Genomic DNA, 25990 nt, shown 5'->3' with positions numbered 1-25990 from the left:
AGCGAAACATCATGCACCGCAAGGGATTCGACACTGGTTCGCGGAGCGGGGCGATGGCATGAGCGTGTTCACGCGTGCACAGGCGGAGCGGGAGGCGGCGCTGCTGCCCGAGCTGACCGAGCTGACCGCGCACCACCGGGCGAACTCCGCCGGGTACGAGCGGATCCTGCGGTCACTGGGCTTCGCGCCGGACGCCTCGTTCGGCGCGATCGCCGACCTGCCGTGGCTGCCGGTGCGGATGTTCAAGACCCACGACCTCAAATCCGTTCCGGACGACGAGGTCTTCAAGACGCTCACGTCGTCGGGCACCACCGGGGCAGGCGCCTCGCGGATCTACCTGGACAAGGCCGCGGCGGGGGCGCAGACCAAGCAGCTCGGCGCCACCCTGCAGGAGGTGCTGGGCGGCGAGCGGCTGCCGATGCTGATGGTCGACACCATCGGCATCATCAAGAACCGCCGGTCGTTCTCCGCGCGCGGCGCCGGTGTGCTGGGCATGGCGAACTTCGGCCGCAAGCACACCTACGTGCTCGACGAGAACGACCAGCCCGACGTCGAGGCGGTGCGGCGGTTCCTCGCCGAGTACGGGGACCGCCCATTCCTGATCTTCGGCTTCACCTTCATGGTGTGGCAGTACCTGTACGAGGTCGCCAGGGAGCATCGGCTCGACCTGTCCAACGGGATCCTCATCCACTCCGGCGGCTGGAAGAAGCTCATCGACCGCGCGGTGGACAACGGCGAGTTCCGCCGCCGGTTCGCCGAGGACACCGGGCTCACCCGGATCCACAACTACTACGGGATGATCGAGCAGATCGGCACCGTGTTCCTGGAAGGCCCGTCGGGGAACTCCTTGTACTGCCCCGATTTCGCGGACGTGGTGATCCGGAACCCGGAGACCTGGGAGGAGCAGCCGGTGGGTGAGCCGGGTGTGATCGAGGTGGTCAGCACGCTGCCGCGCTCGTACCCCGGCCACGTCCTGCTCACCGAGGATCTGGGTGTGTACAACGGGATCGACGACGGTGACTGGCCGGGTAAGCACTTCTCGGTGCTCGGGAGGCTGCCGAAGGCCGAGGCCCGCGGATGTTCGGACACCTTCGGCGGAGCTGCCGCATGAGCGCGCTGGAGCAGCGTTTCCCCGCTGCCGAACCGATCGGCGTGGACGCTCTGCTGGACGGGCTGCGCGAGGAGCCGCCCGGTGGCCGGCTGCGCGTCGGTGACCCGCGGGTGGTCGAGTTCGTCACGAAGTTCGCGCGCAAGCTGCTCGCACCCGCGCTGGCCCGCCGCTTCCCGGAACTGGCCTCGCTGGGTTTCTTCCTGCGCAAGGGAGAGCTGAACCGGGCACTGTCGGGTTTGGACACTGCCGAAGGCGTGCTGCGGTTCCCACGCGGGCTGGTGTTCCACGTGCCACCGGCCAATGTGGACACCATCTTCGTGTACTCCTGGGCGCTGTCCGCGCTGGCCGGGAACCACAACGTGGTGCGCGTGTCTTCGCGTTCGGCCGGGGCGGCTGAGGCCGTGCTGGAGGCGCTGAACGCGGCACTCGACGACGTTTCGCCGGATACCGCGGCCACCATCCGGGCCACTCAGCGGATGGTCACCTACGACCGTAGCGACGAGGTCAGCGGCGCGTTGTCGCTGGCCGCGGACCTGCGGGTGATCTGGGGTGGGGACGCCTCGGTGGCCGCGCTGCGGAAGTACCCGCTCGCGCCGCACGCGCGGGACCTCACGTTCCCGGACCGCTCATCCTTCGCTATCGCGTCGGTACGCGGCTGGCAGGAGGCCACGCCGGAGGCCCGGCGCACCGCGGCCGAAGGCTTCTACAACGATTCGTACTGGTTCGACCAGGCCGCCTGCTCGTCGCCGCGAGCGGTGTTCTGGGTGGGCGACGCGGCGGCCGCGCGGGCAGCCGGCGCTGAGTTCCGCGAGCTGCTCGGGCAGGTGCTGGCGGCCAAGCAGCACGTCGTCGAGCCGGCCATGGCCGTGCAGAAGCGGGTGTCGGCCTACGGCGCGGCAGTCGACGGGCTGGTGTCGGAGATCCGGTTCGACGGCAACGCGCTGGCCACCCTGGAACTCACCGACGCCACCGTGCTGCCGCGCGAGTGGCTGGGCGCGGGCACGTTCGCGAACGCCTCACTCGGGTCCCTCGACGAGCTCGTGCCGATCGTGCGGCGCAAGGACCAGACGGTCAGCCAGTTCGGCTTCACCACCGCGGAACTGACGGACTTCGTCACCGCGCTGGCCGGGCGCGGGGTCGACCGGGTGGTGCCGTTCGGTTCGGCGCTCACCTTCGCCGGGGTGTGGGACGGTTACGATCTGCTTGCCGAGTTCAGTCGCCTGGTCACCGTGCAGGCCTGAGGAGCAGTTTCGATGACCGTTCGGGAGGACGACGTCCCGCCCGCCGGGAAGCCCCGCAAGTCCGCGCGGGCGCGGGTGCTCGACGTGGTGCGCTGGGTCGCCATCCTCCTTGTCGTCGGTTTCGCGGCCCGGCAGCTGGCGCTCAACTGGGACGAGTTCTGGCACACGCTGGCCGACGTCGCCTGGCAGTCCTCGGTGCTCAGCCTGCTCGCGCTCGTGGTGTCGATTCTGGTGTCCACGTGGGGCTGGCAGGTGCTGGTCGACCACCTGGGCAAGCCGATCGGCTACGCCCGCGGCGCGCAGATCTGCCTGGTCGGGTCGCTGGGCAAGTACGTGCCCGGCTCGGTGTGGGCCTACCTGCTGCAGATGGAGCTGGGGCGCAAGGCCGGGCTCGCCCGCGCCCGGATCTTCACGGGCTCGCTGATCCAGCTGGCCGTGAGCGTGGTGTCCGCGCTGGTGGTTTCGCTGCTGGCCGCCCCCGCGGTGTTCAGCAACAGCCCGCGCGCGGTGTGGCTGTTCGTGTTGATTCCGGTGGGGCTCGCGCTGCTGCATCCACGCGTGCTGAGCTGGGGCACGTCGCTGGTGTTGCGCCTGCTGCGCCGTCCGCCGCTGGCGCAGCCGCTGGGCTGGGGCGTGGTGCTGAAGGCGTTCGGCGCGTCCACGGGGGCCTGGGCGCTGCAGGGGGTGCACCTGTGGCTGCTGGCGAACTCGGTCGGCGCACCCGGAGTCGGCGGTTTCGTCCTGTGCGTGGGCGCGATGGCGGTGGCGATGACCGTTGGCACCTTCGCGTTCATCCTGCCCAGCGGCGTGGGCGTGCGTGAGGTGGCTCAGGTCGCGGTCCTCACCGCGAGCGGGCTGACAGTCGGCCAGGCCACGGCGTTCGCGGTGGCGTCCCGGGTGATGTTCACCGTCGCCGACCTGTTCACAGCCGGTTTCGCCGCGGCCGCGGCTCGGCTGTCGGCGCGCCGCGCGCCCGCTCCGACCGCGGTGTGAGTCAGCGCTTCAGCTCGTAGATCACCGCGTCCTCGTTGCGGTAGGCCTCGCGCAGGAACGGCAGTCCCTGCAGCTCGAGCAGCCCGGCGCCCGAGTACGCGCGATGCGGTGGCTGCGAGGGACGCCCGAGGATCACCCAGTGGACGTTCAGCCGGGCCACGGCGGCACGTACCGCCGGATCGGTTTCGTAGTCCCGGAAGCGCGTGGCCAGCAGCCGGGCGTCCGACGGTGGAGCGGTGCCGTCGTCGTGCGCGGCCACTGTGCGGACACCGCTCAGCGCGTACGTCCACGGGGTGCCGTCGAAGCGGTCGTTCATCGCCCATTCGCCGGGACGGGCCAGCCGGCCCAGTTCGACCATCGCGCGTTCTTCGCCGGGCGTGATGACCAACGTGCGTGGATCGGCGGCTCGGTAGCCGCCGGCGACCTTGTCGCCGTTCGACCGGGCGTAAAGCCCTTTGGTGACCGCCACGAAACCCAGCAGCACCACCGCTGCGACCGCGAACGCGGGTACGCGCGTGGGCAGCCGCTCCCGCAGCCACGCTTGCAGCGACGCGACACCGTGGCCCGCGATGAACGACAGCGGCACGATTGCCATCGAGATGAACCGGTACGGGTCGTCCCACCACGGCCGTGCGAGGGCCATCACCCACGGCTCGTCCGACGACGCCACGAGGATGTACGCCAGCCCCGTGACCAACGCGGTCAAGCCGATCCAGCGCAACGCACTGAGCCGCGCGAAGAACACGAAACCGAGCAGCAACGCCACCGAGAGCCAGATCTGCGGCCGTGACTCGTAGTGCTGGAAACCGAGCAGGGCGCCCAGAGCGTTCGTCGCTCGCCACTCGATCGGCCAGCCGAGGTACGGCAGCGAGCCGTTGGCCAGCCCGAGCGCGCCGAACAACTGCAGCCACGCCACCAGCACCGACGCCGCGGCGATCGGCACCAGCGCCAGCAGATCGCGGCCGATCAGCCGCCACCGGGCGAGCCAGCGCTGCACCAGCAGCGGACCGGCGAACAGGATCGCACCGAACAAAGTGGACGAGTGCACGCACAGCAGCCCGACCGCGGCCGCGACGAGCACGAACCCGGTGTCCGGCGCGACCCGGCAGAGGTACCGGCGCAGCACCACAGCGGCCAGCGGGGTGAGCGCGAGTCCCAGCAGGAACGGGTACAGCGGCCCGCGGTTCATCGACTCGTACAGGCCCATCACCGGAGCCACCGAAGTCAGGGCCACGGCACCGGCCAGCACCGCGCGGCCGCCGAACTCGCGTACCAGCACCACGAGCGACAACGCCAGCAAACCCGGTAGCAGCGCGGTGTTCGTGTCGAGAGTGAGCGGGATCGACCCACCGCTCAGCGTGTACTGCTCGGCTGCCAGCAGGTGGTAAGCGTTGGGGTAGAACGGAGGCGACCCGTCGCCGTACCAGTTCAGGGTGCCCATGCCGAACAGGCTGCCGTCGCCGGTCGCGGCGATGTAGCGCACTCCGTTGGCCGCGTACGGTGCGTCGCCGCCCTGCGCGATCGCGCCGAGGTGTCCCATTCCGCGCACTGCGGCGTAAAACCCGGCCACAGCGGCGATCAGCAGACACGCGCCCACCGCCCAGTGCGCCCGCGGTGCCCACACCGTCGGTTCGGGGCTCGGTGGCCACTTGTGCCGGGTGAGCCGCCGCAGTCCGAACGCGACAGCCGCGAACAGCACTGTGGTCACCGCGAAGGTCCAAGTGGTGAACGGAAGTCCCAGCGCCGCCGTCCACGGTCCGGCCAGCCCACCGACGGCGTAGCTCAGCAGCGGTGTGAGCCCGGCCAGCCGCCATCCGCGCAGGCCGGCCGCGAGGCCGGTGACCACTCCGGGAACGCCGAGCACGAGCAGGCAGACGGCAATGCTCGCGACAGCGGAGGACAGCGTGGGTTCGCTCGGCAACGGACTTCCTCGACTCGGCGGATCCGCTCGGACCCCGGCGGCGGATCGGAATGGGGGCCACAGCCTATCCGGGCACACATACACCCGAACGGCTTATGTCCGGGAAGCCGGCACGCGCGTTTGACTGGACCCCGGTGAAAGCGCGGACCGGACACCCGGTCCGCGGGGATGCGCGACGGCGGGTGGGGCCGGCCGGCGCGGGACACAGGGGAGTCGCGTGGTCTACGCGGTCGTGGGGGGATGGCTGGTGCTCGCCGCACTGGTCGTCGCCTGCTGGCGACGGATCGCGTCCGACCGCCGGTGGCGCACTGCCGCACTGCTGTGCGCGCTCGCGTTTTCGCTTCTGCACCAGCTGCTGTTCGCGGCCGAGACGGAGGACGCGTTCGTCAGCTTCCGGTACGCGCAGAACATCGCCGACGGCACCGGGCCGGTGTTCAACGCCGGTGACCGCACCGAGGGTTATTCGAACTTCCTCTGGCTCGTGGTGATCGCGCTGCCACGGGCCGCGTTCGGGGTCGCGGTGCCCGCGTCGGCGATGGTGCTCAGCGCGCTCGCCACGCTGGGGTGTGTCCTGCTGGCGTACTTCCTCGCCGATCGCGTCACCGAACTCGCGTTGCCGCCGGGTGCCGAACCGCGGCGAGCGGTCGGCGTCACGGCCGCGGTGCTCACCGCGGGCGCCAGCGGGCCGGCCGTGTACGGCGCTTCCGGCACCGAGCTGCCGATGTTCGTACTGCTGGTGCTGGCCGTCGCGTACGCGCTGGTGGCGCGGCGTCCGGTGGTCGCAGGTGTGCTCGTGGCCGGCGCGGTGATGACGCGTCCGGAGGGGCTGGTGCTGGCCGTCGTCGCCGGACTGTGGCTGGTCGCCGCGGCCGCACGGGAACGGCACACCTGGTGGGCGCCGGTCGGATACGCGCTCGGCGCGCTGGTGTTCCTCGTCCCGTGGACGGCTTGGCGGGCCACCTACTACCACCAGTTCCGGGCCGGGCAGCTGCACCTGCCCAGTCCGGACTGGCCGTACCTGGCCGGGTTCGCCTTGGCGCACCTGGCTTTCCTGGTGCCCGGGGTGGTGGCGGCAGGTGCGCTGCTGCGTGCCCGTGACCGGGCGAACGAGGCGCGTTCGGTGCTGTGGTTCCTGCTCGCGCTCGCGGCCGGTCTCACCGTTTTCGCCGTGGTGCTGGCGCACGATCCGGACCCGGCGTGGCGGCTGCTCGCGCCGGTGCCGCCGTTGCTCGCGGTGGCCTCAGCCGGTGCGTACGGGGTGCTCACAGCCGCGCGTCCCTCGCCGAAACCACGCACGTATTCGCGGCTCGTCCCGGCCACCGCGGCCGCGCTGGCCGGTGTGGCGGTGGCCGCCTCATTGGTGAGCCCGCAGGTACTGAGCCGCGTGCACACCTGGCGCACGCACGGCGCGCAGCTGGCCGAGATCGGCGACTGGCTCAGCCACTACCTGCCGCCGGGGTCCGTGGTGAGCGCCGGCGCGCCCGGCGTACTGGCCAGCCGCGCCGGCGGCCGGGTACTGGTGATCGGCCAAGGAGCGGGCCGCTCGACGCTGACCGTCCCCGGTCGCGACGGCTACGCGCAGAGCCAGGACTGCACCGGCGGCCGGTTCGACGGCTACCGCGTCGCCACTTTCCACCGCACCGGCACCCCGTTCTGGATCGCGGTGTACCCCCGCGCCGACGAGGTGACGCGGCTGGTCGGCGATCTCGACGAAGCTCCCGGATTCCAGTACGTGGCCTGTCCATGACCGCTGGCCACCGCCGCCGCGTGAACGCAGGTCAGAGCCGGATCGTTCCCCGGAGGTGGTGTGGCGGAGACAACCTACGCGTCCGTAGGTTGGCCTGGTCACGGTCCCGTAGCCTGAACCGCATGGCTGATCTCGTGTACCCGCCCGTGCTGGCCGCCGCACGACTGATGTTCCGGTTGCTGGACAACCGCATCCGGGTCGAGGGCGCGGAACACGTGCCGGCGCGCGGTGGGGCGGTCATCGCCTGCACGCACGTCAGCTACCTGGACTTCATCTACTGCGGGCTGGGGGCCCGTACCTCGAAGCGGCTGGTGCGGTTCATGGCCAAGCACGAGATCTTCGACCACCGCGTGGCCGGGCCGCTGATGCGCGGGATGCACCACATCCCGGTCGACCGGGCCGCCGGGCAGGCCTCCTACGAGGAGGCGGTCGCCCGGCTGCGGGCCGGCGAAGTGGTCGGCATGTTCCCCGAGGCGACCATCAGCCGTTCCTTCACGGTCAAGCAGATCAAGACCGGCGCCGTCCGGATGGCCGCGGCCGCCGGGGTGCCGGTGGTCCCGATGGCGCTGTGGGGCACGCAGCGGCTGTGGACGAAGGGGCGGCCCAAGGACCTGACCCACCGGCACGTGCCGATCTCGGTGCTCGTCGGCGAGCCGATGACCCCGGGGCCCGAGGAGGACTGCGAGGTCGCCACGAAGGATCTCCGTGCCCGCATGTCCGCGCTGCTCGACCACGCCCAGGCGACCTACCCGGAGAAGCCCGCCTCGGACGCCGAACGCTGGTGGCTGCCCGCGCACCTCGGCGGCAGCGCACCCACGCCGGAGGAGGCGGCCGCACTCGACCGCCGCCCCGGCGGCGACGACTGACTCCCGGCCGCAGCCCCGCTCCCCACGTCCGGAGGCGCGGTGTGGTCACGACCAGCGTTCCAGCACCTGGGCCACGCTGCCCGTGTCTGGGGCGCGGGAGGGGCCAGAACCAGCGTTCTCGGCGTCTCGGCCACCCCCCCCCGCGCGTCGAGCGGCACGGAAGTGGTCAGAACCAGCGTTCCAGCACCTGGGCCACGCCGTCCTCGGTGACCGGGCCGGTGACCTCGTCCGCGGCGGCCAGCGCCTGCTCGTGCCCGTTCGCCATCGCGACACCGTGCCCTGCCCACCGGAGCATCTCCACGTCGTTGGGCATGTCGCCGAAGGCGATCACCGACTCCGCGGGCACGTCGAAGCGGGCGGCCACATCGGCGAGTCCGTGGGCCTTGGTGATCCCGTGCGCGGACAGCTCGATCAACCCGCCGGAGGACGAGTACGTGACGTCCACCGAGTCGTCCAGCACCGCGCGGACTGCCTCGGCCATCTCCTCCGAACTCATCCCGCGGCGGCTGATCAGCAGCTTGATCGCCGGTTTGCCGAGCACCTCGCCACGCATCGCGACGCGACCCTCACCGTCCCCCCACGGATTGTGGTAGTCCGGCTCGATCACGAAGTTGCGCATGCTGTGGTCGGCCGGGCCGAGGTCGATCCGCTCGGCCGCCAGCCGGCATCCGGGCAGCGCCTTGTCGAGCGCGTCGGCCAGGTCGTGCAGCAGCATCGGCTCCAGCTGCCCGTGCACCTCGACCACGGAATCGGTGCCGATGTCGAGCAGCACCGCGCCGTTCGCGCATACCGCGTAGCCGGTGAGGCCGAGCGGCTGCGAGATCGGTGCGATCCACCGGGGCGGCCGTCCGGTGCACAGCACGAACGGCACCCCGTCCGCGAGCACCCGCCGCACCACGGCCACCGTGCGCTCGGTGACGATTTCGCTGGGGCCGAGCAGGGTGCCGTCGACGTCGGACGCGATCAACCGGGGTTTCTCCACGACGACATTGTCCTCCGGCGCCGCCCGTCGGAGCGAATGCCGGTGCCGGGCACTACGGTCGGACAGCGTGCGAGCAGGCATCGTGATCCTTCCGGAAGATCGTTGGTGGGCGGCCGAGCCGAAGTGGCGGGCCGCCGAGGAGTACGGCTTCGACCATGCGTGGACCTACGACCACCTGGGCTGGCGGTCCCTGGTGGACGGCCCGTGGTTCTCCGCGGTGCCCACGCTCACCGCGGCGGCCATGGTCACGTCACGGATCCGGCTGGGCACCTTCGTCGCCTCGCCGGTCGCGCGGCATCCGGTGCCGTTCGCGCGCGAGCTGATCACCCTCGACGACGTGTCCGACGGCCGGTTCGTGCTCGGCGTCGGCGCCGGGGTGGACAACGCGTACTACGACGCGCAGGTCATCGACGCGCCGAAGCTCACCACCCGGCAGCGCGTGGACCGGTTCACCGAGTTCACCGAAGCACTCGACGGGCTGCTGATGACCGACCGGTTCGACTACTCCGGCGAGTACTACACCGCGGTGGGCGCGCGGAACCTGCCTGGCACCGTCCAGCGGCCGCGGCTGCCGTTCGTGGTGGCGGCGAACGGCCCGCGCACCATGACGCTGGCCGCGCGGTTCGGCGCCGGCTGGGTCACCACCGGCCGCGGCGGCACCACCATCGACGAATGGTGGCAGGGCATCGCCGAGCTCGTGCGGGTCTTCGACGAACGCCTCGAGGCAGCCGGCCGCGACAGCACGACGATCGAGCGGCACCTGTCACTCGACGCGGCGCCGGTCTACTCGCTGAGCAGTGTGGACGCGTTCCGCGACGGTGTCGAACGGGCCCGTGCGCTGGGCTTCACCGACGTCATCGCGCACTGGCCGCGCTCCACCGGGCCGTACGAGGGCCACGAATCGGTGCTGGAGCAGGTGGTCGACACCGTGCTGCCGGAGCTGCGCGAGGAGTAGCCCGGCAGGCCCTCGGCTCTGCGCCTGCCGATCGGGCAGGGTGGCTGGTCCGTTCGGGTGGGTTCGGCGGTCGTGGGAAACCTCGGCCAGCGCACGGCCGTCAAGACGGTGAGGAGAGGGGGAGCGGCTCGAGGGGGAGCCGTCTTCTCGCCCGGTGGGGGCAGCCGGGCAGGAACTCCTCGTGGTCGCGGTCGTGGGGAGCCGCGATCACGAGGAGCCCGCTACCGCACGATCGTGTAGATGGCCGCGCCCGGGTTCCGGTAGTCCAGGCGCAGGAAGTCACGGCCGTCCAGACCGGTCAGCCCGGGTGCGATCGGGGTGTCCTTGCGGATCGTGCCGCTGCCGACCAGCACGTGGTGCACGTCGAGCCGGTGGACCGCGGCGCGGACCTGCGGATCGGTGTCGTAGTCGCGGAAGTGCCGGGCCAGGTACATCGCGTCCGGGGAGACCCGGCCGCCGCCGTCGTAGTGGGCCGCGACCGGGTGCACGCCGCTCAGCGCGTACATCCACGCGGTGCCGTCCATCCGGTCGTTCAGCACCTTCTCCCGCGCCGGGATGCCCATCGTGCCCAGCCGTGCGATGGCGTCGATTTCGTCCGCGCTCACCGGTGGCGTGACCGAGCCTTCGGGGCCGTTGTAGTACAGGAACGACACCGCGGTGGCGTTCGCGCTGCGGTAGAACCCGCCGGTCAGCACTGCCATCGCGGCGATCACGACCACGCCGGTCACCGCGCCGAGCCGCGCCAGCACCTGCGGTCGTGAACGAGCCCACGCGCCACTGCGGGCCAGCCGGGCGATCCACCGTTGCAGCTCCGCCATCCCGTGCCCGGCGAGCAGACACAGCGGGATCGCGGCGAGCGCCATCAGCCGGTAGCGGTCGTTCCACCACGGCCGCGACAGCGACACCACCCACGGCAGGTAGCCGTAGGAGGCCACGAGCACGAAGAACGCGGAAATCCCCAGCGCGGACATCAGCACCCAGCGCATCCGGCCGAGCGTGCGGAAGGCCAGCACCCCGGCGACGAGCAGCACGGTGAGCCAGATCTGCGGACGGTTCAACACCTGCTGAAACGTGACCAGCAGCTTCAGCGAATGCGGGATCGACAGGTTCGAATTCCACCCGTAGTACGGGTAGGACCCGGAGGTGAAGCCGATCGCGCCGAAGATCTGCGGCGCGGCCAGCAGCACGCTGACCAGCATCACCGGCACCGTCCGCAGGATGTCCCCGCCGAGCACGCGGCCCGCGGAGCGCCCGTCCGGTACCCCGTCCACGGGCCGGCGGCGCAACGAGCGGTACCAGCGCTGCAAGACCAGCGGCAGGGCGAAGAGCACCGCGCCGAACAGCGCGCTCGAATGCGCGATCAACAGGCCGTCCGCGGTGAGCGCGAGCACCAGGCCGGTGTCCACGCCCGGCCGTACGAGGAACCGCTGCAACGCGACCACCGCGAGCGGCGTGAGCACGATGCCCAGCGCGTACGGGAGCAGGCCGCTCGACACGGATTCGTACGCGCCCGTGGTCGCTCCCGCGGCGACGAGAGCGGTGCAGCCGGCATGCACCGCACGTCCGCCGAGCTGCCGGATCAGCGCGACCATCGACACTGCGAAGAGGCCCGCGACCGGCATGGTGATCGCGTTGAGCGTGACCGGGATGCTCGTGCCGGAGATCTGGTACACGAGCGCGCCGACCAGGTGGTAGCCGTTCGGGTAGAACGAGCCGTCCGGGTACCAGTTGAGCGTGCCCATGCCGGTCAGTGAGCCGTCGCCGGTTTCGGCGATGTAGCGGATGCCGTTCGCGTGGAACACCGTGTCCCAGCGCTGGAACACCGCGGTGGTGCCGCCGCGCGCGGAGAGCACCACGGCGATCGACAGCGCTGTCGCCACCACCACGCACACGGCGACCGCCCAGTGCTCCCGCGCGGTCCAGGCCGACGGCGGTTCCTCCGCACCCGCCCTGAGCCAGCCGCGCGCGACGAGGAGCCGTCTCGCGCCGTATGCGACCGCCGCCAGCGCCACCGTGCAGACGGCGGCGGTGAGCACGGTGTAGGGCAGGCCGGCTTTCGCCAGCCACGGGCCGGCCAGGCCGGTGACGGCGTAGCTGAGCAGCGGCGCGAGTCCCGCCAGCGCCCAGCCGCGCAGGCCGGCCGCCCGGCCGATCAGGCCGCCGGGGACCGCCAGCACGGCCAGGTAGGTGGCGATCCCGGCGGCGTAGCTCCAGAAGGTGTCCGGTGCAGGCATGCTTCTCTGTGTGTGGTCTGGGTGAACCCAGGCGGTATGCCGAGGTCGGTTCGGGCCGCGGTGGCAGGACTGCGTACCCTGGGCGCCCGTGAGCGAGCACACGAACCCCGCCAAGATTACTGAAGACGAGTTCGCCGGGTACGACCTCGTCATCGTCGGGTCCGGATTCTTCGGGCTGACCATCGCCGAACGGGCCGCGGCCGAGCTCGGCAAGAAGGTACTGGTGCTCGAGCGGCGCAGCCACCTCGGTGGCAACGCCTACTCCGAGGCCGAGCCCGAAACCGGCATCGAGGTGCACAAGTACGGCGCGCACCTGTTCCACACCTCGAACAAGCGCGTGTGGGAGTACGTCAACCGCTTCACCGCGTTCACCGGCTACCAGCACCGCGTGTTCGCGAAGGTCAAGGACCAGGTCTACTCGTTCCCGATGAACCTCGGCCTGATCAACCAGTTCTTCGGCAAGTCGCACACGCCGGACGAGGCGCGCGAGCTCATCGCGAAGCAGGCGTCGGAGTTCGAGACCGGTGCCGCGCAGAACCTCGAGGAGAAGGCCATCTCGCTGGTCGGCCGTCCCCTCTACGAGGCGTTCATCCGCGGGTACACCGCGAAGCAGTGGGAGAACGACCCCAAGAACCTCGGCGAGAACATCATCACGCGGCTGCCGGTCCGCTACACGTTCGACAACCGCTACTTCAACGACACCTACGAGGGCCTGCCCGTCGACGGGTACACCGCGTGGCTCGAGAAGATGGCCGAGCACGAGAACATCGAGATCCGGCTGAACGTCGACTACTTCGACGTGCGGGAGAACATCCCGGAAGGCACGCCGACGGTGTACACCGGGCCGCTCGACCGCTACTTCGGCTACTCGGCGGGCCGGTTCACCTGGCGCACCGTGGACTTCGAGTCCGAGGTCGCCGACACCGGCGACTTCCAGGGCACCTCGGTCGTCAACTACAACGACGAGGAAGTGCCCTACACCCGCATCATCGAGTTCCGCCACTTCCACCCGGAGCGGGACTACCCGAAGGACAAGACGGTCATCTTCCGCGAGTTCTCCCGTTTCGCCCAGGAGGACGACGAGCCGTACTACCCGATCAACACGCCGGAGAACCGCGAGAAGCTGGAGAGCTACCGCGAGCTGGCGAAGGTTGAGGCGCGCGAGAAGAACGTGCTGTTCGGCGGCAGGCTGGGCACGTACAAGTACCTCGACATGCACATGGCGATCGGGTCGGCGCTGTCGATGTTCGACAACAAGATCGCCCCGCACCTGTCCGACGGCGCCCCGCTCGACGGGTCGATCGATGCTTGAGAAGGACACCCCCCGGGGTGAGGTGGCGGTACTGGCCAAGGCGCAGGGTTTCCTGAAGAAGCCCGGCACCGTGCAGGTCGCGCGGGGGATGTCGCTGTTCGGCGAGCACAGCGCGGGCTGGTTCGCACTCGGTCTCCTCGGCGCGGCGGTGGACCGCAAGCGCCGCAAGGACTGGCTGACCGCCTCCGCCGGCGTGGTCGGCGCGCACGCCGCCTCGATCGCGGTGAAACGGGTGGTCCGGCGGCCCCGTCCGGACCACCCGAGCGTCGAGGTCCTGGTCGGCACCCCGAGCAGGCTGAGCTTCCCGTCCTCGCACGCGACGTCCACCACCACGGCGGCGGTGCTCTACTCGGGATTGACCGGGCGTAACCTGGTTCCCGCCCTCGTACCGCCGATGCTGGCTTCGCGGCTGCTGCTCGGCGTCCACTACCCGACCGACGTGCTGGCCGGAGCCGCCCTCGGGGGCGTCATCGGCGGTCTGATCCGACGGAAGCTGGACAAGAAGCGATGAGCGAAACGACCGACGAGCGAGCCGAGAACGAGACCGAGGTGTCCACGGCGGACGAGTCCGCCGAGGCCGCAGGGCCCACCGCGGAATCGCCCGCTGAGCCGGTCGAAGCCGCTGCGTCCGCCGAGCCGTCCAGCTCTGAGTCCTCCAGGGCCGAGTCGTCCACTCCTGAGTCGTCCGCTGCCGCTCCGGCCGCCGCCACGCCGAGCCCGGCCAAGCTGGTGCTCGGCGTGGTCAAGACGGCCCGGCCGAAGCAGTGGGTGAAGAACGTCCTGGTGTTCGCCGCGCCGTTCTTTGCGTTCTCGAAGGCGACGAACCGTACCGAGCTGGTCGTCGACGCTCTCATCGCGTTCGTGGCGTTCTCGCTCACCGCCTCGTCGGTCTACCTCATCAACGACGCCGTCGACGTGGAGGCCGACCGGGCACACCCGACCAAGCGGAACCGGCCGATCGCGGCCGGGATCGTGCCGGTCGGCGCGGCTTACGGCGCCGCGGTCGTGTTCTTCCTTGCCGGGCTCGCGGTGTCGTTCGCCGCGGACTGGCGGCTGGCCATCGTGCTCGCGGTGTACGAGGCCGTGCAGCTGGGTTACTGCTTCGGCCTCAAGCACCAGCCGGTGGTCGATCTGGCCATCGTCGGCTCGGGCTTCCTGATGCGCTCGATCGCAGGCGGTGTGGCGGGCGGCATCGCGATGTCGCAGTGGTTCCTGCTGGTCACCGCGTTCGGCTCGCTGTTCATGGTGGCAGGAAAGCGGTACGCGGAGATCATGCTGTTCGAGCGCACGGGCGCGAAGATCCGCTCGTCGCTGAAGAAGTACTCGGCCAGCTACCTGCGGTTCGTCTGGGCCACGTCGGCGGCCATCCTGATCATGTCCTACTGCCTGTGGGCGTTCGAGATCCGCCAGACCGAGCACAATTCGGTGTGGGCGGTGGTCTCGATGGTCCCGTTCGTGATCGCGGTACTGCGCTACGCGGTCGACGTCGACGGCGGCAACGCGGGCGCCCCCGACGAGATCGCCCTGCGCGACCGTGTCCTGCAGGTGCTGGGCGTGGCCTGGGTCGTCACCCTGGCCCTGTCTTTCTACCTGTGAGTGTCCCGTCGGCCTGACCGGCTGAGGGACTGGTGCCAGTTCGGTCGCCGGCGACGATTTTCGGTCCATTCCCGGAATCGTCGGCGACGATTGCCGAAACATCACTCGCCCGGTTCCACCGTTCACGAGTGCTGACAGGTATACCGGTGAGACACCGTTTCCCGGCGGCACCTGGCAAGACATAAATGCTCTGAGCACACACCATCTGATCATTCGCGCTCTGGTGCTCGATGCCGTGGATGTGTGTGATTAACCGACGATGGCCAGAGCACCCCTTTCCCCGGCGACGCGGACCCTTGGTGAACGGGTTCGCGAACGCAGGCACGCGCTCGGGGTGAGCCAGGAGCAGCTGGCCGACCGGGCCGGAGTGCACTGGACGTTCGTCAGCCAGGTGGAACGCGGACTGCGCAACGTGAACCTGCACAACCTGCTCAAATTCGCCGAGGGGCTCGACCTGGACGCGGGCGCGCTGATCGAAGGGCTGCGGCCGCCGCGCGAAGAACTGTGACGGCGACCGCGGCTTCCGGAGAAGACCCACCCCCGGCCCCGGGTCGCCAACAATCAGCGGCGGCAGTACAACGAACGTCGTGCCGGTTTCCCGGTATCGCGCCGATAAGAGCCGGGGTAGCGGTTTCCGGATCCGTTCGCCGCGAGGTGTTCGTTTTCGACGCGCCGACGCGGTACTGGTTCAGATCGGCAGCTTGCGGAAGATCGGGCGCGGAACGTGCCGCAGGATCGACAGCATCAGGCGCATCGGTGCCGGGGCCCAGACCAGTTCCTTGCCTCGGCGGGCGGCGTCCACTGCGATGTCCGCTACCTGTTCGGCGGTCACCGCCAGCGGGGCGGGCTGCATGCCGTCGGTCATCTTGGTCTTGACGTGCCCGGGGCGGACCACCGTCGTCTGCACACCGTACGGCGTGAGGGCTTCGCCGAGGCCGAGGTAGAAGCCGTCGAAACCGGCCTTCGTCGAGCCGTACACGAAGTTCGACCGGCGCACGCGTTCGCCTGCCACCGAGGAGAGCGCGATGATCTTGCCGTGGCCCTGCGTCTTGAGCTTCTCCGACAGCGCCACGCCCACCGACACCGCGGACGCGTAGTTCACCGTGGCCAGCTCGACTGCCTTCGCGTGGTCCTGCCAGACCTCCTCGGCGTCCCCGAGCAGGCCGAACGCGACCACTGCGACGTCGATGTCCCCGCCGGCGAAGGCCTCGTCCAGCACCTTCGGGTGCGAGGCGGTGTCCTTCGCGTCGAAGGCCACCGTGGACACCTCCGCGCCGCGGTCCTTCAGACGCTGCGCGGCGGCCTCCAGCCGGGGCGACTGCCGGGCGGCGAGCACCACCCGCAGCGGCTTCTCCGCGAGGTACTTCTCCGCGATCGCCAGCGCGATGTCGGACGTGCCGCCGAGCAGCAACAGGGACTGGGGGTTACCGACCGCGTCGATCACAGTGCGAGCCTCCGGCTCATGTCAGAGGCGAAAACGCCTTCGGGGTCAACAGAGGCGCGGATCTTGCGCCATTCCTCCAGCCGCGGGTACATCCGCGCGAACGTCTCCGGCGACGTCCGCGAGTCCTTCGCGGTGTAGAGCCGCCCGCCCGCGGCGAGGACCATCTCGTCCAGATCCTGGCACAGCGCGCTCAGGCCGGGCTTGATCGGGAAGTCGAGGCAGACCATCCACCCGGTGTCCGGGAACGACAGCGGCGCGCGGTTTCCCTTGCCCATCTGCTTGAACACGTTCAGCGCCGAATAGTGCCCGGAGTGCGCGACCTTCTCCACGATCGCGCGGAGGCTCTCGTTCGCCCCGATCGGAGTGCTGAACTGGTACTGCAGGAAGCCCTTGCTGCCGTAGCCGCGATTCCACTCTCCGACCAGGTCGAGCATGTGGTAGAAGGCGGTGATGTTCTGGATCGAGCCACGGCCCTGTTTGGGCGTCGAGCGGTAGTAGAACTCACCGATGGCGCTGAGGGAAAGCTTGTTCATCAGGCCGTTCGGGAACACGTCCGGCACGGTCAGCAGCTTCGGCGCGGAGAACTTCAGCGGCTCGGCGCGCAGCTTCGGTGGCAGGTCGTCGAGCTTGGCCAGCGAGCCACGGGCGAACGCGCCACGACCGAGTTTGGTGCCCTTGTTGATCGTGTCGAACCAGACCGACGAGTAGGTGTAGTCGTCGTCGGAGCCGTCGCTGATCAGCGCGAGGGTGCCGTCGAGGTCGTCGGTGCGGTCGTTGTCGACGATGAAGTAGGCGGTCTCGGTCTTGGTCATCCGGATCGTGGCGCGCAGGATGATCCCGGTCAGCCCGATGCCGGCCACGGTCGCCCAGAACAGCTCCGAATCCGGGCCTTCCGGGGTGAGCGTGCGGACCTTGCCGTCCGCGGTGAGCAGGTCCAGCGAGACCACGTGGTTGCCGAAGCTGCCGGCCGAATGGTGGTTCTTGCCGTGGATGTCGTTGGCGATCGCGCCGCCGATGGTCACCTGGCGGGTGCCGGGCAGGACCGGGACCCACAGGCCGTAGGGCAGGGCCTCGCGCATCAGCTTGTCGAGGCTGACGCCGGCATCGAGGTCGACCAGGCCGCTGTCCGGGTCGATCGAGTGGATCGTCTCGAGCGCGGTCAGGTCGACCACCAGGCCGCCGGCGTTCTGCGCCGGATCGCCGTAGGAACGGCCGAGGCCGCGGGCGATGACCCCGCGCGGACCGGCGGACGAGACCGCGCGGGCGATGGCCTCCACGTCGCGCGTCCGCAGCACGTCGGCGACGGTGCCGGCGGTGCGGCCCCAGCCGGTGAGCGTGCGGCGCTGTGTCTCGGATGCTTGGGTCACTCGACCAGGGTAGCCACGCCGAAAGGCGCCCGGAACGTGACCCTGAAGCGGCCGCTTCTACACTTTGCGCATCAAGGCACAAGCGTCCGAGCCGCAGTGGCGGCTTGTACGGACACCGACGCAATCCGCCGAGAAGGTATTCCAGTGGTGGCTACAGAACCGCAGAGCGACATGGCGCAGGCCGGCCCCGGCCTCCTGGGCCAGCTGATCCGCTTCGGCCTGATCGGCGGCTTCTGCGCCCTGCTCGACCTGGGCACGTATTCGCTGCTCAGGGCCGTCGGCATGGACGCGGTGCCGTGGGTGGACGTGGCCCGCGCGATCAGTTTCGTCGTGGGCACGACCACGGCGTTCTTCCTCAACCGCCGGTTCACCTTCGCCGGCGGACGGCGCGACGGGAACTCCCAGGTGGGCGCTTTCGTCCTGCTCTACGTAGTCACGTTCTTCGTCGCCGTCGGCGTGAACCAGCTGATGCTGCACGTGCTGCCGGAATCGGCGTGGAAGGCGACGCTCGCCTGGGTCGTGTCGCAGGCGACGGCTACGGTGATCAATTTCGTCATGCTCAAGTGGGTCGTGTTCCGTGAACGGCCGGTAAAGGAGAACTGAGTTCGATGCCCGGTAAAGCAGCCCCGGTCGCCGAGACCGCCCCCGCGGGCGAGACGCGGTTCGCCGAGCACGCACCCCAGGGCCGGCTGACGGCCCAGCGGTGGCTGTTCGCCGGGCCGGCGCCGATCGTCAGCAAGGACCTCTACGCCGAGGTCGAGCAGGGCAACGCACTGCGGGAGCGCGGCAGCGTCTCGCTCGAGCCGTCCGCGAAGATCACCGGCAACACCTACTTCGGCCGGTTCCCGGCCACCTACTGGCAGCGCTGGACCACCGCGACCGAGGTCGCCGTCGAGGCCGTGGTGACCGGTGACGGGCTGCTCTCGGTCGGTGCCTCCGACCTGGAGGGCGACGCCCGCGTGGTGGCCGCCGAGCAGGTGGCCGGCGCGAAGGGCCAGAAGGTCACGCTCACCGCACCGCTGGACAAGTTCCACGACGGCGGCGCGCTGTGGCTCGACCTGGAGACCGAAGGCGGCCAGACGCTGCGGGTCGAGCAGGTCCGCTGGACCGTCGACGCGCCGGAGAAGATCCGCCCGACCGCGGTCACCATCTGCACGATGAACCGCGCCGACGACTGCCTGAAGAACCTCCAGGCCCTCGCCGCGGACGTGAACTCCCTCGACACCCTCGACGCCATCTACGTCGCCGACCAGGGCACCGACCTGGTCGAGTCGCGCGACGGCTTCGGGCAGGTCGCGAAGGACCTCGGCGACAAGCTGCACTACATCAAGCAGCCGAACCTCGGCGGCGCTGGCGGCTTCACCCGCGGCCTCTACGAGGTGGCAGGGCACACCGCAACCGAGCACGCGAACGTGCTGTTCATGGACGACGACGTGCTGCTCGAGCCGGACCTCGTGGTGCGGATGACGGCGTTCTCCAACCGCACCGCGAACCCGGTGATCGTCGGCGGCCAGATGCTCAACCTGCTGCACCCGAACCAGCTGCACGTCGGCGCCGAGTACGCGCGGCTGAACACGCTGGAGCCGGGCCAGCCGGTGCAGCACTCGCTGTCCACCGCGGACCTGCTGGGCGTGGACGAGGAGACGCTCAAGCCCAACCGCCAGGAGCGCCGCCTCGACGCCGGGTACAACGGCTGGTGGTCCTGCCTGATCCCGTACGAGGTCGTGAAGGCCATCGGCTACCCGCTGCCGTTCTTCTTCCAGTGGGACGACGCGGAGTACTCCTACCGGGCCCGCGAGTACGGCTTCCCCACGGTGACCCTGCCGGGCGCCGGCGTGTGGCACGCGGACTTCCACTGGAAGGACTGGGACGAGTGGCACCGGTACTTCAACCTGCGCAACTCGATCATCACCGCGGCGCTGCACTCGCCGTTCAACCTGAACCTGCTGTCCCGGGTGCTGATGGCGCAGCTGGTGCGCTACCTGCTCGGCATGCAGTACGGGCTGTCGGCCACGCTGATCAAGGCCGTCGAGGACTTCCTGGAAGGTCCGGAGATGCTGCGTGACGGCGGCGTCGCGGCGATGAAGGAGATCCGCCGGATCCGCGACCAGTACCCGGAGACGAAGCGGCACAAGGCCACCGACGTGCCGGGCATCGCGTCCAACGACATCGGCATCATCAACAGCGCCCCGCGCCCGAGCATGCAGCGGCTCGTGCTGATCAAGCGCGTGCTCGACCGGGTGCTCGGCCGCAGCCGGTTCGGGCTCGGCGCGGTACCGGTCGACGAGGCGCACTGGTGGCACATCGCGCTGTTCGACACCGTCGTGGTCACCGACGCCTCGCAGGAAGGCGTGCGGGTGCGCAGCTACGACAAGATCAGGATGTTCGACCTCGCCAAGCGCGGCGCCAAGGTGATCCAGCGGCTGCGCAAGGAAGGCGCGGGCGTGCAGGCGCAGTACAAGCAGGCGATGCCGGAGCTCACCTCGCGCGAGAACTGGAAGCGACTCTACGAGCTGTAACTCCCTGCGGTAGCGAAGTCCGTAAGGCCTCCTCCGGGTTTCCGGAGGAGGCCTTACGGCGTTTCGGCCCCGCGGCGGTGACGTCCACGTAGCCTGGGTGCGTGCTGGACCTCGTCGCCCGTGCCCGGGCACTCGCCGATGACTTGCTGTTTCCCGCTGCCGCGGAGGTGGACGAACGGGGTGTGGTGCCGCGTTCGCACTTCGACGCGCTCGCCGCGGAGGGCCTGTACGGCCTGGCCGCACCCGCCGAGGCCGGTGGTCCCGGCCTCGCGTTCACCGAGATGGTCCAGGTGCTGGAGACGATCACCGGTGGCTGCCTGAGCACCGGGTTCACCTGGCTGCAGCACCACGGGCTGGTCGCCGGGCTGGCCGGTTCGGACCGCGCCGGCCTGCGCGAGCGGTATCTGCCGGACCTGATCAGCGGGGCACTGCGGGGTGGTTCGGCCTACGCCGGCGTGATTCCGACCCCGCCGCGGGTGCGGGCGCGCAAGGTGAACGGGGGTTACCGGTTCGACGGGGACGCGCCGTTCGTGAGCGGCTGGGGCACGATCGACCTGCTCCAGCTTTCCGGCCGCGACGGCGACACGGTGGTCAACGCCGTGGTGGCAGCGCGGCCAGGGAACGGCGTGGCCGCCCAGCCGCTGCGGCTGGTCGCCGCGCAGGGCACGGCCACGGTCCGGCTGACTCTTGACGACTACTTCGTGCCCGACGAGCAGGTGTTCTCCGAGGTGGAGTACGCACAGTTCGTCAGCGGCAACACCTTCGCCTCGCGGTTCAACGGCTGCGCGCCGCTCGGCCTCGCCGAACGCTGCGCGCGGCTGATCGAGGATTCCGGCCAGGCGGAGACCGCGGCCACGCTGCGGGCCGAGCAGGACGGGATCCGTAAACGCCTCGACGCCGGCCTCGCCGACCCGGCGACCCTGCCGTCCGCCCGCGCCGCCGGTTCCGACCTGGCCTACCGCTCGGCGGGAGCCCTCGCGGTGGCCACCGGCAGCCGCGCAGTACTCACCGGCGGGCACGCGGGCCGTCTCATCCGAGAGGCGACCTTCCTCCTGGTGGCCGCCAGCCGCCCGGAAATCCGCGACGAGCTGCTCGCACTGGCCTGCCGCCCGTGACTCGGTGGGCGACCTCGGCCGTCAGTGACCTCGGGTGTCCGTGCCGTCTGTGACTCGGTGAGCGGCCCGGTGGGTCCGTGCCGTCGGTCACCCGCGCCGCTACACCGAGAGGCCGAACTTGCCCTTGCGGCTGAGGTCGTCGACGTAGGCGGCTGCCACGTGGGCGAAGTTCACCGAGACGGTGTTGCCGTCGCGGGTGCGTACGGAGTGCACTCCGCCGTGCTTCAGGAGGTCGGCCAGTTTTTCTTCGACAGCGGGGGACTCCTCGGCGGTGAGCGGGAACAGCAACGGTTCGCCGCCCGCGGCGAGGTGCAGGACGAGTGCCGGTTTGGGATCTGCCATGGTTCCATCGCAGCAGCGGTGGATCACCCGCCGCAAGCGGGTTCGCGCACAGCGGAGCGGTTGGCGGCCGGTTCCGCGGGTGCACTACCGTTTCCGCGGAGACCGAACCAGTGATGGGCAGGGTGAGCCGTGCCGTACTCGTTTTCGCTGTCGCCGGCGGCAGTCGACCTGCTGCTGGCCGAGTTGGGGCTGGGCCGGGCCCCGGCGCCGTTCGTGGTGCCGCACGTGGGCATCACCACCGGGGAGCGCGCGGCGATCCGGGACGCGGTGTTCCGCGACCTCGACGGCCGTGGTCTGCTGCGCCGCGGCTCCCTCGATGACGACGTCGCGCTGGCGCTGACCACCTTCGTCCGGCCCGCCGTCGCCGTTTCCGCCGCGGCGCAGCTGCACGGCGACCAGCTGTTCGCGCGGGTCGCCGCCACCGGTCAGTACGCGGTGCTGGCCCGCCACAACGGTGGGATGTTCGCCTTCGAAGAGGTGCGGCCGACCAACATCGTCCCGGCGATCGTCGACCTGCTGCCGCTCACGCCCGCGGCGCCCGGCCAGTCGGTCACGGTCACCCGTCCGGCGAAGAAGGCCCGCCGCGGCGACAGCTACGACCCGTTCGCCGGGGTGAGCGCCCCGCGCACGCACAACCCCCAGCTGCGTGCGGCGGAGCGGATCTTCGAGAAGCCCCGGCTCGGCGTCGGCGAATTCACCCCGTACGTACGCGACGAGAACGGCCGTGAGCTGGCGTTGCCGCCGGTGGCCTGGTTCGACACCGAAGCCGGCCGCTACCTGCTCAGCACGCGGGATTCCACCGACGGCAGCCGCTGGCTCACCTACGCGCCTGCCGACAATGCCCGTATTGCCCAGCAGTTGTTCACCCAGCTGGAAGGGTCTTCGGCAAACGCCTGACCCGGGCGCCGCCGGTCAGTACACTCCGGCGCATGAGCACTGTTCCGGGTACCGACGCGCTCGCGGCCGGCGGACTGGACGCCAAGGGCGTCGCCGAAGCCGCGACCCAGACGCGGAAACTCGTCGACTCCGCGAAGTCCGGCGGCTTCACCATCGACGGCGACGCGCTCGGCGACCTGCGCAAGGCGCTCACCGACATGGTCACGCGGCTCGAAGGCCTGCGCCCGAAAACGCAGGTGCTGGCGTCCCCACCGCAGCTGGGCAGCCACCCGTACGGGCACATCGTGGCCGAGCACGACCGCAAGAGCGGCGCGGACACGGCCGGGTCCGCCACCGACGTGCTCGACCAGTTCGGCCGGCTCCTGCGTGAAGCCGACGAAGCGCTCGCGCGTGCGGCCGGTGTCTACACCGAGAACGAAGACCAGGCCATCGACACCCACCGCACCGTGAAGGGCGCCGAATGACCACGCACATCCCGCAGCACGAGCTGGCCCCGTCCGATGCGGACTACCTGGGCCACGACCACCAGCAGCTCAAGTCGTTCGTGGAGACGAACCTCGACGTCGAGCAGGTGTCCGCGGTGTCGCAGGCCTACACCGAGCTGCAGAAGGCGTTCGAGGACTTCGCGACGCAGCTGGGCGACGCTGTACGCAAGGCGAAGGGCGCGTGGAGCGGCGACGCGGCGCTCGGCGCGCAGGCGTACTTCGAGAACCTCGGCGAGTGGGCCGAGGTGAACTCGCAGAACGCGAAGCTGGCCGCGGAGACCATCGAGCAGCAGCGTGCCGCGGCGCAGACCGCGAAGAACACCATGCCGGACGCCGTGCCGTTCGACTGGTCCGAGGAGTTCGACAAATGGGTCGACGCCGGTCCGATGGGCCTGGGTGACTCGATCGGCTCGACGCTGCAGAAGCGCGACGACAGCCAAAACGCGCACGAGCAGGCCGCCGAGACGATGTCGAACTACGACGCTTCGCTGCACCAAGCGGCTTCGAAGCAGCCGACGTTCGCCGAGCCGCCGAAGTTCGCCACCGCCTCGGACGGGCCGGCCGCGCCGACCATGCCCTCGGGCGACCTGAACCACGACAACTCCTCCTCGGGTGGTGCGCCGGCCGGCGACCACGCCGCGCTGGGTGGCGGCGGCGCGAGCGGCGCGGGCGCGCCGAGCCTGAGCGCGCCCGGGCAGTACACCGGCGCGGTCCACACCCCGATGCCGGACGCCTCCACCACCGCTGCCGGCTACACCCAGCCGGCCGCGCATCCGGGTGGCAACGCGGGTTCGTCGTCGTCCGGGATGGGCATGGGCGCGATGCCGATGGGTGGAATGGGCATGGGCGGCGGCGGTTTCGGCGGCGACGAGGAGCACCAGACGAAGATCGGCCGCAGCGGCGGTTTCGGTCCTGGCCAGGAGGCCGCGGCGCCCGGAGCGGCCGAGGCGGCAGCGGGTGGCATGGGTGGCGCACCGGCCCGTCCTGGCATGGGTGGTTTCGGCCGCTCGTCCTACGACGACGACCCGCAGTCGGGCTTCCAGCTGGAAATGGACGAGCCGGAGGAGGACAGCGTCTTCGGTGGCGGCAGCGCGGCCCCTCCGGTGATCGGCGAATAGGACCGCCCGCGGGGCCGGGTCAGTAGCGGTAGAACCGCTCGGCCCGGCCCTGGCGGACCAGTTTCAGCCACTGCATGAACGCCTTCGGATCACGCTTCACCCCCACGAAGTACAGGCCGAAGCGCAGGATCTCCAGCGCGCCGATCCGGCGCATCCCGGGCTGGGACAGCAGATAGCCGCGGTTGCGGTAGGTGTAGTAGCGCTTGACCTCGTTCTCCGGGTCCTGCGCGTGGAACTTCCCGCCCAGCATCGGCTTGAACTCGTCCGAACCGTCCGGGTGCAGGTAGGTCGTGCGCAGCGAGGTGCCGAACGGCAGCCCCGAGCGGACCAGCCTGCGGTGCAGTTCGACCTCGTCGCCGCGGAAGAACAGCCGGAGATCGGGCACTCCTGTCACGTCCAAAGTGGACGCACGGAACAGCGCGCCGTTCATCAGCGAGGCGATCCCTTGCAGGAAGTCCGTGCCCAGCTCGGCCGACGAACGCTTCCAGGTGAGCCCGCGGCGCAGCGGGAACGCCAGCTTCGCCGGGGCGTCGATGTTCGCCACCACCGGGGAAACCTCGGCCAGGCCGCGTTTTTCGGCTTCCTCGAGGAGAATTTCGAGCACGTGCTCGTCGGCCGGGCGGCCGTCGTCGTCGGCCAGCCACACCCACTCCGCACCCATCGCGAGCGCGTGCAGCATGCCGAGCGCGAAACCACCCGCACCGCCGAGGTTCCGGTGCGAGGGCAGGTACGTGACCGGCAGCGGGTACCCCGCCACCACCTCACGGGCAGGCTGATCCGGCCCGTTGTCCACCACCACGAGGTGATCGACCTGGCGGGTCTGCGCGGCGATGATCTTCAGCGAGTCCGCGAGCAGCTCACGCCGGTGCCGCGTGACCACCACGCCGACGACGGCGCCCTCGGGCACCTCCCGCGTCTCGCCGGTCATCACGCGCCGCCGTTCTTCACCGTCGCGGGCTCGATGCCGAGGCGCTCCAGGCCCTCCTGGCTCATGTTCTCGAACGGATCGCGGCCCTTGTACGCGGTGAGCACGTCACGCAGTGAACCCTGCTGCTTCAGGTTCCCTTCGTCCATCCAGATGGCCGAATCGCACAGCTCGAAGAGGAATTCGTCCGAGTGGCTCGCGAACACCAGGATGCCGGAGCGCTTCACCAGGTCCTTGAGCCGGTCGCGGGCCTTGTTGAGGAAGGCCGCGTCGACCGCGCCGATGCCCTCGTCGAGGATCAGGATTTCCGGGTCGATCGAGGTGACCACGCCGAGAGCCAGGCGCACCCGCATACCGGTGGAATAGGTGCGCAGCGGCATCTGCAGGTAGTCGCCGAGTTCGGTGAACTCCGCGATGTCGTCGACCCGCTTCTCCATCTGCTTGGCGCTCATGCCGAGGAACAGGCCGCGGATGATGATGTTCTCGACGCCGGAAATCTCGGGATCCATGCCGATACCGAGGTCGAAGACCGGCGCGATCTTGCCGGAGATCCGCGCCGAACCGCGGGTCGGTTCGTAGATTCCGGCCAGCAGGCGAAGCAAAGTGGACTTGCCGGCCCCGTTGTGGCCCACCAGCCCGACGCGGTCGCCGTCGTTCAGCTTGAGCGTGACATCGTGCAGTGCCTCGATGATCGGCACCTTCTGCTCGGTGCCGATCTTCCCGCCGACCTTGCCGAGCACGCGTTTCTTCATGGACCGCGACTTCGCGTCGAAGATCGGGAAATCCACGAACGCGTTGTAGACGTCAATGCTGACCATGT

General features: G+C 70.1%; 24 protein-coding genes. 16 read left to right on the top strand and 8 right to left on the bottom strand.

The window, feature by feature from the left end; genetic code table 11:
* The first annotated feature begins 58 nt into the window (after positions 1–58).
* Genes BJY18_RS22240 through BJY18_RS22230 form a run of 3 tightly spaced genes read left to right on the top strand, consistent with a single transcriptional unit; the run spans position 59 to position 3345 of the window.
* The gene (locus BJY18_RS22240; RefSeq protein WP_184781789.1) at positions 59–1111 is read left to right on the top strand and encodes a LuxE/PaaK family acyltransferase; all 1053 of its coding nucleotides are present in this window, start codon (positions 59–61) and stop codon (positions 1109–1111) included.
* Entirely contained in the window at positions 1108–2352 is a 1245-nt protein-coding gene (locus tag BJY18_RS22235; protein ID WP_184781788.1) for an acyl-CoA reductase, read from the top strand. Before BJY18_RS22240 ends, BJY18_RS22235 begins: the two co-directional genes overlap by 4 nt.
* Before the next feature lie 12 nt (positions 2353–2364).
* A complete protein-coding gene (locus BJY18_RS22230) occupies positions 2365–3345 on the top strand; it encodes a lysylphosphatidylglycerol synthase transmembrane domain-containing protein (protein ID WP_184781787.1) in 981 nt (326 codons plus the stop codon).
* A gap of 1 nt (position 3346) precedes the next feature.
* Here BJY18_RS22230 and BJY18_RS22225 read toward each other — a convergent pair whose 3' ends face one another.
* The gene (locus BJY18_RS22225; RefSeq protein ID WP_184781786.1) at positions 3347–5266 is read right to left on the bottom strand and encodes a DUF6541 family protein; all 1920 of its coding nucleotides are present in this window, start codon (positions 5264–5266) and stop codon (positions 3347–3349) included.
* 217 nt (positions 5267–5483) lie between these two features.
* Between BJY18_RS22225 and BJY18_RS22220 the strand changes: the two genes are divergently transcribed.
* Together BJY18_RS22220 and BJY18_RS22215 are read left to right on the top strand one after the other, a co-directional pair.
* Positions 5484–7013, top strand: a complete 1530-nt coding sequence (locus BJY18_RS22220; RefSeq protein WP_184781785.1) for a hypothetical protein — start codon at positions 5484–5486, stop codon at positions 7011–7013.
* 122 nt (positions 7014–7135) lie between these two features.
* Complete coding sequence (locus BJY18_RS22215) at positions 7136–7879, top strand: lysophospholipid acyltransferase family protein (protein WP_184781784.1); 744 nt, start codon at positions 7136–7138, stop codon at positions 7877–7879.
* Positions 7880–8045: 166 nt separating this feature from the next.
* Here BJY18_RS22215 and BJY18_RS22210 read toward each other — a convergent pair whose 3' ends face one another.
* On the bottom strand, positions 8046–8846 hold the full coding sequence (locus BJY18_RS22210; protein WP_246460219.1) for an HAD family hydrolase: 801 nt from the start codon (positions 8844–8846) through the stop codon (positions 8046–8048).
* 82 nt (positions 8847–8928) lie between these two features.
* Between BJY18_RS22210 and BJY18_RS22205 the strand changes: the two genes are divergently transcribed.
* The gene (locus BJY18_RS22205; RefSeq protein ID WP_184781782.1) at positions 8929–9816 is read left to right on the top strand and encodes an LLM class flavin-dependent oxidoreductase; all 888 of its coding nucleotides are present in this window, start codon (positions 8929–8931) and stop codon (positions 9814–9816) included.
* A 221-nt stretch (positions 9817–10037) separates the two neighbouring features.
* Here the strand turns inward: BJY18_RS22205 and BJY18_RS22200 are convergent, their stop codons facing one another.
* Positions 10038–12050, bottom strand: a complete 2013-nt coding sequence (locus BJY18_RS22200) for a DUF6541 family protein (RefSeq protein ID WP_184781781.1) — start codon at positions 12048–12050, stop codon at positions 10038–10040.
* 88 nt (positions 12051–12138) lie between these two features.
* Between BJY18_RS22200 and glf the strand changes: the two genes are divergently transcribed.
* The 4 genes from glf to BJY18_RS22180 all read left to right on the top strand — a co-directional run bounded on the left by glf (position 12139) and on the right by BJY18_RS22180 (position 15466).
* Complete coding sequence (gene glf / locus BJY18_RS22195; protein ID WP_184781780.1) at positions 12139–13362, top strand: UDP-galactopyranose mutase; 1224 nt, start codon at positions 12139–12141, stop codon at positions 13360–13362.
* The gene (locus BJY18_RS22190) at positions 13355–13873 is read left to right on the top strand and encodes a phosphatase PAP2 family protein (protein ID WP_184781779.1); all 519 of its coding nucleotides are present in this window, start codon (positions 13355–13357) and stop codon (positions 13871–13873) included. The genes glf and BJY18_RS22190 overlap by 8 nt, the downstream gene beginning before the upstream one ends.
* Positions 13870–14958 carry a decaprenyl-phosphate phosphoribosyltransferase gene (locus BJY18_RS22185; protein ID WP_221457894.1) on the top strand — a complete coding sequence of 363 codons (1089 nt, stop codon included), beginning with the start codon at positions 13870–13872 and terminating at the stop codon, positions 14956–14958. Before BJY18_RS22190 ends, BJY18_RS22185 begins: the two co-directional genes overlap by 4 nt.
* Positions 14959–15217: 259 nt before the next feature.
* Positions 15218–15466: a helix-turn-helix domain-containing protein gene (locus tag BJY18_RS22180; protein WP_184781778.1), complete on the top strand. Its 249-nt coding sequence runs from the start codon at positions 15218–15220 to the stop codon at positions 15464–15466.
* Between the two features lie 180 nt (positions 15467–15646).
* On the opposite strand, the gene dprE2 is transcribed toward BJY18_RS22180, so the two are convergent.
* Both dprE2 and dprE1 read right to left on the bottom strand, forming a co-directional pair.
* Positions 15647–16402: a decaprenylphospho-beta-D-erythro-pentofuranosid-2-ulose 2-reductase gene (gene dprE2 / locus BJY18_RS22175; protein WP_184781777.1), complete on the bottom strand. Its 756-nt coding sequence runs from the start codon at positions 16400–16402 to the stop codon at positions 15647–15649.
* Positions 16399–17769 (bottom strand): decaprenylphosphoryl-beta-D-ribose oxidase, encoded by a 1371-nt coding sequence (dprE1, locus tag BJY18_RS22170; RefSeq protein WP_184781776.1) that lies wholly within the window; start codon positions 17767–17769, stop codon positions 16399–16401. Before dprE1 ends, dprE2 begins: the two co-directional genes overlap by 4 nt.
* A gap of 144 nt (positions 17770–17913) precedes the next feature.
* On the opposite strand from dprE1, the gene BJY18_RS22165 reads away from it, so the two are divergent.
* The 3 genes from BJY18_RS22165 to BJY18_RS22155 all read left to right on the top strand — a co-directional run bounded on the left by BJY18_RS22165 (position 17914) and on the right by BJY18_RS22155 (position 21403).
* Positions 17914–18372, top strand: a complete 459-nt coding sequence (locus BJY18_RS22165) for a GtrA family protein (protein ID WP_184781775.1) — start codon at positions 17914–17916, stop codon at positions 18370–18372.
* 5 nt (positions 18373–18377) lie between these two features.
* Complete coding sequence (locus tag BJY18_RS22160) at positions 18378–20288, top strand: glycosyltransferase (RefSeq protein WP_184781774.1); 1911 nt, start codon at positions 18378–18380, stop codon at positions 20286–20288.
* A gap of 101 nt (positions 20289–20389) precedes the next feature.
* Positions 20390–21403: an acyl-CoA dehydrogenase family protein gene (locus tag BJY18_RS22155; protein WP_184781773.1), complete on the top strand. Its 1014-nt coding sequence runs from the start codon at positions 20390–20392 to the stop codon at positions 21401–21403.
* Positions 21404–21502: 99 nt separating this feature from the next.
* Here the strand turns inward: BJY18_RS22155 and BJY18_RS22150 are convergent, their stop codons facing one another.
* The gene (locus BJY18_RS22150) at positions 21503–21745 is read right to left on the bottom strand and encodes a hypothetical protein (RefSeq protein ID WP_184781772.1); all 243 of its coding nucleotides are present in this window, start codon (positions 21743–21745) and stop codon (positions 21503–21505) included.
* Positions 21746–21874: 129 nt separating this feature from the next.
* Here BJY18_RS22150 and BJY18_RS22145 point away from each other — a divergent pair, with 129 nt between their 5' ends.
* From BJY18_RS22145 to BJY18_RS22135, 3 genes are read left to right on the top strand one after another with little or no spacing between them, the layout of a single operon-like run.
* On the top strand, positions 21875–22642 hold the full coding sequence (locus BJY18_RS22145) for an ESX secretion-associated protein EspG (protein ID WP_184781771.1): 768 nt from the start codon (positions 21875–21877) through the stop codon (positions 22640–22642).
* A gap of 32 nt (positions 22643–22674) precedes the next feature.
* Positions 22675–23106 (top strand): hypothetical protein, encoded by a 432-nt coding sequence (locus tag BJY18_RS22140; protein ID WP_184781770.1) that lies wholly within the window; start codon positions 22675–22677, stop codon positions 23104–23106.
* Entirely contained in the window at positions 23103–24245 is a 1143-nt protein-coding gene (locus BJY18_RS22135; RefSeq protein WP_184781769.1) for a hypothetical protein, read from the top strand. The genes BJY18_RS22140 and BJY18_RS22135 overlap by 4 nt, the downstream gene beginning before the upstream one ends.
* Positions 24246–24264: 19 nt before the next feature.
* Here the strand turns inward: BJY18_RS22135 and glfT1 are convergent, their stop codons facing one another.
* The gene (gene glfT1, locus BJY18_RS22130) at positions 24265–25173 is read right to left on the bottom strand and encodes a galactofuranosyltransferase GlfT1 (RefSeq protein ID WP_184781768.1); all 909 of its coding nucleotides are present in this window, start codon (positions 25171–25173) and stop codon (positions 24265–24267) included.
* Positions 25173–25988: a galactan export ABC transporter ATP-binding subunit Wzt/RfbE gene (wzt, locus tag BJY18_RS22125; protein WP_184781767.1), complete on the bottom strand. Its 816-nt coding sequence runs from the start codon at positions 25986–25988 to the stop codon at positions 25173–25175. Before wzt ends, glfT1 begins: the two co-directional genes overlap by 1 nt.
* Positions 25989–25990 lie beyond the last annotated feature (2 nt).

It is taken from the genome of Amycolatopsis jiangsuensis (assembly GCF_014204865.1).
Taxonomy (GTDB): Bacteria; Actinomycetota; Actinomycetes; order Mycobacteriales; family Pseudonocardiaceae; genus Amycolatopsis; species Amycolatopsis jiangsuensis.
This window is presented reverse-complemented; position numbering and strand designations above follow the sequence as displayed.

Bases quoted from the DNA above. Each gene is read 5' to 3' on its own strand.
- BJY18_RS22240 (WP_184781789.1), top strand. From the start codon at position 59: ATGAGCGTGTTCACGCGTGCACAGGCGGAGCGGGAGGCGGCGCTGCTG.
- BJY18_RS22235 (WP_184781788.1), top strand. From the start codon at position 1,108: ATGAGCGCGCTGGAGCAGCGTTTCCCCGCTGCCGAACCGATCGGCGTG.
- BJY18_RS22230 (WP_184781787.1), top strand. From the start codon at position 2,365: ATGACCGTTCGGGAGGACGACGTCCCGCCCGCCGGGAAGCCCCGCAAG.
- BJY18_RS22215 (WP_184781784.1), top strand. From the start codon at position 7,136: ATGGCTGATCTCGTGTACCCGCCCGTGCTGGCCGCCGCACGACTGATG.
- BJY18_RS22200 (WP_184781781.1), bottom strand. From the start codon at position 12,050: ATGCCTGCACCGGACACCTTCTGGAGCTACGCCGCCGGGATCGCCACC.
- BJY18_RS22190 (WP_184781779.1), top strand. From the start codon at position 13,355: ATGCTTGAGAAGGACACCCCCCGGGGTGAGGTGGCGGTACTGGCCAAG.
- BJY18_RS22185 (WP_221457894.1), top strand. From the start codon at position 13,870: ATGAGCGAAACGACCGACGAGCGAGCCGAGAACGAGACCGAGGTGTCC.
- BJY18_RS22180 (WP_184781778.1), top strand. From the start codon at position 15,218: ATGGCCAGAGCACCCCTTTCCCCGGCGACGCGGACCCTTGGTGAACGG.
- BJY18_RS22160 (WP_184781774.1), top strand. From the start codon at position 18,378: ATGCCCGGTAAAGCAGCCCCGGTCGCCGAGACCGCCCCCGCGGGCGAG.
- BJY18_RS22150 (WP_184781772.1), bottom strand. From the start codon at position 21,745: ATGGCAGATCCCAAACCGGCACTCGTCCTGCACCTCGCCGCGGGCGGC.
- BJY18_RS22140 (WP_184781770.1), top strand. From the start codon at position 22,675: ATGAGCACTGTTCCGGGTACCGACGCGCTCGCGGCCGGCGGACTGGAC.
- BJY18_RS22135 (WP_184781769.1), top strand. From the start codon at position 23,103: ATGACCACGCACATCCCGCAGCACGAGCTGGCCCCGTCCGATGCGGAC.
- glfT1 (WP_184781768.1), bottom strand. From the start codon at position 25,173: ATGACCGGCGAGACGCGGGAGGTGCCCGAGGGCGCCGTCGTCGGCGTG.
- wzt (WP_184781767.1), bottom strand. From the start codon at position 25,988: ATGGTCAGCATTGACGTCTACAACGCGTTCGTGGATTTCCCGATCTTC.